The 4,887-nt window shown below is 71.0% G+C and carries 8 protein-coding genes; 5 read left to right on the top strand and 3 right to left on the bottom strand.

What is annotated here, in order from left to right; genetic code table 11:
* Positions 1–78: 78 nt before the first annotated feature.
* Positions 79–351, bottom strand: coding sequence for a hypothetical protein (locus G6R25_RS21530; protein WP_163554361.1), 273 nt, complete (start codon positions 349–351; stop codon positions 79–81).
* Between G6R25_RS21530 and G6R25_RS21525 the strand changes: the two genes are divergently transcribed.
* Entirely contained in the window at positions 328–663 is a 336-nt protein-coding gene (locus G6R25_RS21525) for a hypothetical protein (protein WP_163554360.1), read from the top strand. The two genes, G6R25_RS21530 and G6R25_RS21525, sit on opposite strands and share 24 nt — an antisense overlap.
* A gap of 376 nt (positions 664–1,039) precedes the next feature.
* On the opposite strand, the gene G6R25_RS21520 is transcribed toward G6R25_RS21525, so the two are convergent.
* Positions 1,040–1,207 carry a hypothetical protein gene (locus G6R25_RS21520; protein ID WP_163554359.1) on the bottom strand — a complete coding sequence of 56 codons (168 nt, stop codon included), beginning with the start codon at positions 1,205–1,207 and terminating at the stop codon, positions 1,040–1,042.
* A 546-nt stretch (positions 1,208–1,753) separates the two neighbouring features.
* Here G6R25_RS21520 and G6R25_RS21515 point away from each other — a divergent pair.
* On the top strand, positions 1,754–2,590 hold the full coding sequence (locus G6R25_RS21515; RefSeq protein WP_235949385.1) for a DUF2127 domain-containing protein: 837 nt from the start codon (positions 1,754–1,756) through the stop codon (positions 2,588–2,590).
* Here the strand turns inward: G6R25_RS21515 and G6R25_RS28220 are convergent.
* The gene (locus G6R25_RS28220; protein ID WP_235949383.1) at positions 2,562–2,729 is read right to left on the bottom strand and encodes a hypothetical protein; all 168 of its coding nucleotides are present in this window, start codon (positions 2,727–2,729) and stop codon (positions 2,562–2,564) included. The two genes, G6R25_RS21515 and G6R25_RS28220, sit on opposite strands and share 29 nt — an antisense overlap.
* 10 nt (positions 2,730–2,739) lie before the next feature.
* Between G6R25_RS28220 and G6R25_RS28215 the strand changes: the two genes are divergently transcribed.
* The 3 genes from G6R25_RS28215 to G6R25_RS21500 all read left to right on the top strand — a co-directional run bounded on the left by G6R25_RS28215 (position 2,740) and on the right by G6R25_RS21500 (position 4,715).
* Positions 2,740–3,102, top strand: coding sequence for a hypothetical protein (locus G6R25_RS28215; protein WP_235949380.1), 363 nt, complete (start codon positions 2,740–2,742; stop codon positions 3,100–3,102).
* A gap of 139 nt (positions 3,103–3,241) precedes the next feature.
* The gene (locus G6R25_RS21505) at positions 3,242–3,694 is read left to right on the top strand and encodes a BlaI/MecI/CopY family transcriptional regulator (RefSeq protein WP_163554357.1); all 453 of its coding nucleotides are present in this window, start codon (positions 3,242–3,244) and stop codon (positions 3,692–3,694) included.
* A gap of 58 nt (positions 3,695–3,752) precedes the next feature.
* Positions 3,753–4,715, top strand: a complete 963-nt coding sequence (locus tag G6R25_RS21500) for a M48 family metalloprotease (protein WP_163554356.1) — start codon at positions 3,753–3,755, stop codon at positions 4,713–4,715.
* Positions 4,716–4,887: the final 172 nt, after the last annotated feature.

The raw sequence follows: 4,887 nt of genomic DNA, 5'->3' as shown, positions 1-4,887 counted from the left end.
CTGCTGATGGCACCCCGGACAGCTACCCGTAGTAACCAGTCTCCGGTCCGTACAGACTCCACCTGCCGAGAAACGGCTTCAGATCCTCTGCCTTAGATCCTCTGCCTTCGGTTCCGGATCCGGTGGCATCGCCAGTCGGCTGTTGAGCGGGTCGACCCGTGCCACGTGTTCGGTGGCCCAGGCCAGCCATTCCGTAGCGGCCTTCGCCTCGGCACCGTCCATCGAGCCGATCCGTTCCGCCATCGCCGCGATGTACTCGCGGAGCTGCCCCGCATGGCGCCAAGCCGCCATCTGTTGCTCCAGCACCTTCGTCCGGCGCGCCTCCCGATGATCGAGCTTGGCCTTGGCCATGGCAGCCTCCCACTGCCGGCGGCGCTCACGGGCGGCAGCTTCGATCGCCAGCCGATCTGCTTCGGCGGCTTCGGCCCGAAGTTCGATCTCCTCTTGATCGCTTCGCCGTCGCGGAGCGTCACCACCACCGGATGCGGTTTGTGTAGCGTGGCCGGCGCGTGGATCGGCTCCAACACAGCCATCCGCCAAGCAGGAAAGTCCTCAAGCCGGATCTCCCACATGCGCCACGACGAACCAGTCCGCCTGTGGACGAGCTGCTTGCCTGTGGGCACCTTATTGAAGCGGTTCGCCGCCTTGACCCGGGCCTCGTAGTTGGTCTACTGGGCTGGTGTCGGCCTCTACATCTGATGCGGTGCGGCGTTGTCCCGACCGTCCGCGGCCCGCGCGTTTTCTCCGGCAGGTGTGGCAGCCTTTCGACGAAACGGTGGCTTCTCCTCTTTGTCCTGGAACTGCGATCGCAGCGGCCGGACCGTCCTTGCGTGTTGGTGGTCCTGCCAACCAGACGGTGCGACGGGGCGGCAGGACCACCGGTGAGGTGGGAAGGCAGTCAGGCGACACGGAGTACCGGCGGAGACCACGATCAACTCTGGCCGTCACCCGGGCACCTCGGAGCCCTCAGCCTCCAGGAGTGAAACCGAGGGTTCCGAGGCTGGTTCGGGCTTCACGCCGGAGAGCGCCGAGGCGACGCTCACCGCGAGCGCCCCACCGAAGGAGGCCGCCGGCGGCCAAAACGGCTCCGGCCGGACGAGAGCCGGTTGGGGAAGGCGAGGATGCCCGCCACCAGACCAACGAAGATCACGAGCGCGATGCGCAGCGCGACGACGTGGGCCCAGAACACCGCGAGGTTAGAGGACAACGATCTGCTCCAGCCGCGCCCCGGCTTTGGCCAGGCCAGGACGACTCAGAAGCAGCGCTAAGTGACCCTGCGCCAACAACAGCATCGAAGATTGCCCGCGGCCCCGCGGGTCCGTTGCGCGATTGTGGTGGCTCGGCCCATGCCGCAACCAGGGGGCGGCAACGCGGTGTGGGCGTGGGCCCCGAGTTCGCGCTTCATCGATCACGACCGCGGCTCGGCCCTTACTGTTGGCGTTGAGCCACTCGATGATTCGGCCCGGCTCCACTACAGCGCGAACCCGCTCACATCAGAGGAACACACCGCACTGGCCGATTTCCTGGCCCAGTAACACCGGCCGCTCATCGTCCATCCCAGTCTCGGGAATGCCGGTGCGGGGCCGTCCGGTCACCGTCGTCGCGAATGTGTCGGAATTGTGTCAATGCCGGTGCGCAACGTGAGGCCGATGTGAGACTGCGGCTACGGGCCGACCGGTCCACATGCGCCGGGACGGGCGCGTGAGGCTGGTCCGCGTGAACACGGTGATGTGAGGAGCTGGCGGGGTTGCGGGTGGACTGGGAGCTGCGGGCCTGTGCCCGCAAGGGGCATGCCACCTATCGGCCTGACGAACCCGAGTTGGCGGCGCGGCTGACGGCCACGACCGCCGTCGGGGTGGCTTGGCGGTGCCTGCGCTGCGGGGACTTCGTCGTCGGCGAGCCGGCGCAGGCCGGGCCCGCGCAGGACGCTCCGACTCTGCTTCGGGGGCGGGCCCTGCGCGATGCCACGGTGCTGCGGCTGCTCGCGGTGGAGCGGCTGGTCCGGGCGCTGCTGATGGTGCTCGTCGGCTACGCCATCCTGCGGTTCCGCCGGTCCGAGGAGGCCGTGCAGCGGCTGTTCGACCGCGCGGTGCCCGCAGCGCGGCCGCTCGCCGACGTCCTGCACCTCGACCTGAACCACTCCCCGACGATCGAGCACCTGCACCACCTGCTCTACACCCGGCCGAAGACGCTGCTGCTGGTGGCGGTGCTGCTGTTCGGCTACGCGGCGGTGCAGATCGTCGAGGGGGTCGGGCTGTGGCTGCTCAAACGCTGGGGCGAGTACTTCGCGGTCGTGGCAACCTCCGCATTCCTGCCGCTGGAGATCTACGAACTCACCGAGCGCATCACGGTGCTGCGGATCGGCGCCCTCGTCCTTAACCTTGGCGCCGTGGTCTACCTGGTCGCCAGCAAGCGGCTGTTCGGGGTCCGCGGCGGGGTCGCAGCCTTCGAGGCGGAACGGCACGCCGAGTCGCTGCTCGAAGTCCAGCAGGCAACCCGTGCCGAAGCCCCTTCGTCACCTGAGGCGGCTAAGGGGCCGGAGGCCGTTGAGGCGGTGCCGGTCAGCCACCGTTCCCGGGGGTCGGAGTGAAGCTGTCGTGCCAGACGGCCTTCGCGCCGCTGTCGCCGATCCGGTAGATCTGCACGACCGAACCGACGGCGACCACGACGCTCAGCACCGCGAGCACGATCGTCACCGCCAGCCCGCCACGCCGCGTGGTCGCAGCCACCCCGCCGTCCGTGGTCGCAGCCCCCCCCGCCGGCCGCCGTTCCAGCCGCCCCGCCGTCGACCGTCGCGGCCGTCCGCCGGGCCACCAGCCACGCCACGGCCGCCAGGACGAACAGCCCACCGGCCCACGGCAGCAGACCGTCGCCGAGTTCGGCGTGCCGGCGGACCAGCTCGTCCGGGGGCACCCGGTGCTCCAGCCATTCCCCGGCGTGAGTGGTCAGCGGCACGCTCACCAGCGCGACCAGGGCAATTACCGGGGTGAGCACGCCGAGCCGGCGCCGGGCGGCCGGCCAGAGGGCGGACAGCACCACCAGCAGCGCCGCGAGTGGCACGAGCACGACGACGACATCCACGAGCAGCGCATGCGCCGGTAGGCCGTTGATCTGCGTAGGTCCCACCGTGACTCCGATCCTGCCTGGCGCCGTTCGGTGGCGGCGCATCTTCAACTACCGAAGTAGTACTACAGCGATAGTATTACTACCGGTGTAGTAGCTGGGTGTTAGACTGGCCGCCATGCGGGGCAAGGGAGCCAACCGGCGGGTCGCCGGAGAGTTGGAGTCGGCCGTCCTCGCCGTGCTGTGGGAGGCCGACGGGCCGCTCACCCCGGCCCAGACCCAGGAGGCGCTGATCAAGGACGGCCACGACCTCGCCTACACGAGCGTCGCGACGACGCTGGTCCGGCTGCACGGCAAGGGCCTGCTTGAACGAACGGCCGCGGGGCGCGGTCATGCCTACGCCCCCACCAGCGCCGCCGCCCGGCAGCTCGCCGACCGCATGCGTGGCCTGCTCGGGGACGGCCGCGGCCGGGCCGTGGTCCTCAGCCACTTCGTCGCCGGGCTCACCGCCGACGACGAGGCCACCATCCTCGCCCTGCTGGCCGCCACCGAAGGCGAGGCCGAGTCGTCGAATCATGGCGAAGGCGCGGCGCCGGGCGAGGCCGAACCCTCGGGTGCACCGTCGTCATGACAGCGGCCTGCATGCCGGCCGGCGGACCGATGCGGCACCTGAGGTTCCGATGAGGTACATGGTCTGGGTTCCCTTGATCACCAACGTCGTCATCGCGTTGGGGGCACCGGCGCTCGCCCGCAGGCTGCCCTATCGGATGAAACCGGCCGCGCTGACGGCGAGCGCCGTGCTGGCGGCGAGCGCCGTGCTGGCGGCGGCCGGCTGGATGAGCTCCCTGATCCTGCTGGCGGCGAGCTTCGTCGACCGCGTGCCGGCCCTGGCGCACCGGCTCGGCACGACGACCGTCGCCCGGGCAGGCGAGCTCCCACCGTCCTCGGCGGGCCTGGCGGCCGTCGTGGCCGTGGGCGCCGGCGCGGGCATGCTGCTCGCCGCGACCGCGCGCAACGGCCTGGCCCTGATCAGGGCGGAGCGGCTGGTTCGACACCTCCCGGCCGGGCGGGTCCATGTCCTGCCGCAGCGCCGGCCCGATGCCTGCGCGATCGGTGGCGTCACCGGCGGCCGGGTGGTCATCACCGCGGGCCTACTCGACTGCCTGGACGCCGCCGAGCGCGACGCCGTCCTGGCCCACGAGCACGCCCATCTCACCGGTGGGCACCACTGGCTCCGGATGACCGTCGCCTGCTGCGCCGCGGTCGACCCGCTCCTGCGGCGCCTGCCCGATCTCGTCGAGACGCTGGGCGGACGAGCACGCCGCCCGAGAGCCCCGGCAACGCCGCGTCCTCGCCCGGGCTCTCGGGAAGGCAGCCCTGGCCACGCTGCAAAACGCCAGGGATGCCGGGGACGCCGGGTCTGCGGCGGCGGGCCAGGACCGGCCTTCGCCCACCGCCTGCGGCTTCCACCATCACGCGGTGGCCGAACGCATGGCCGTGCTACTCGACGCGCCGCCCCGCGCCACCCGGGTGCCCGCGACGGTCCTGCTCACCACGAGCGCGCTCACGGCCGCGATGATCGGCTCCGCGGTGCACGCCGGCACCGACTACCTCGCCCTGTTCCACTGAAGACGCGCATCGGGCAAACCTAGGTCGGCCGATGCCGGCCCTGGCCGCCCGGCCGTCAGCAGTTGCAGGAGGTCATCTACGGCTTGCCGTCCACGGCACGAACGCGGGAAGCACCGGAGAGGCGGGCGGATGGCCCGCGCAGCCGCTCGGCGAGACCATCCTGGTTGACGTCCTCCCTGGCCTGAGAGCCGGGGT

Origin of the sequence: Candidatus Frankia alpina, from assembly GCF_902806485.1 — a bacterium.
Taxonomy (GTDB): domain Bacteria; phylum Actinomycetota; class Actinomycetes; order Frankiales; family Frankiaceae; genus Frankia; species Frankia alpina.
This window is presented reverse-complemented; position numbering and strand designations above follow the sequence as displayed.

What these genes read in the sequence shown, in the direction of transcription:
- G6R25_RS21525 (WP_163554360.1), top strand. Translation starts at nt 328, where the DNA reads ATGATCGAGCTTGGCCTTGGCCATGGCAGCCTCCCACTGCCGGCGGCG.
- G6R25_RS21530 (WP_163554361.1), bottom strand. Translation starts at nt 351, where the DNA reads ATGGCCAAGGCCAAGCTCGATCATCGGGAGGCGCGCCGGACGAAGGTG.
- G6R25_RS21505 (WP_163554357.1), top strand. Translation starts at nt 3,242, where the DNA reads ATGCGGGGCAAGGGAGCCAACCGGCGGGTCGCCGGAGAGTTGGAGTCG.
- G6R25_RS21500 (WP_163554356.1), top strand. Translation starts at nt 3,753, where the DNA reads ATGGTCTGGGTTCCCTTGATCACCAACGTCGTCATCGCGTTGGGGGCA.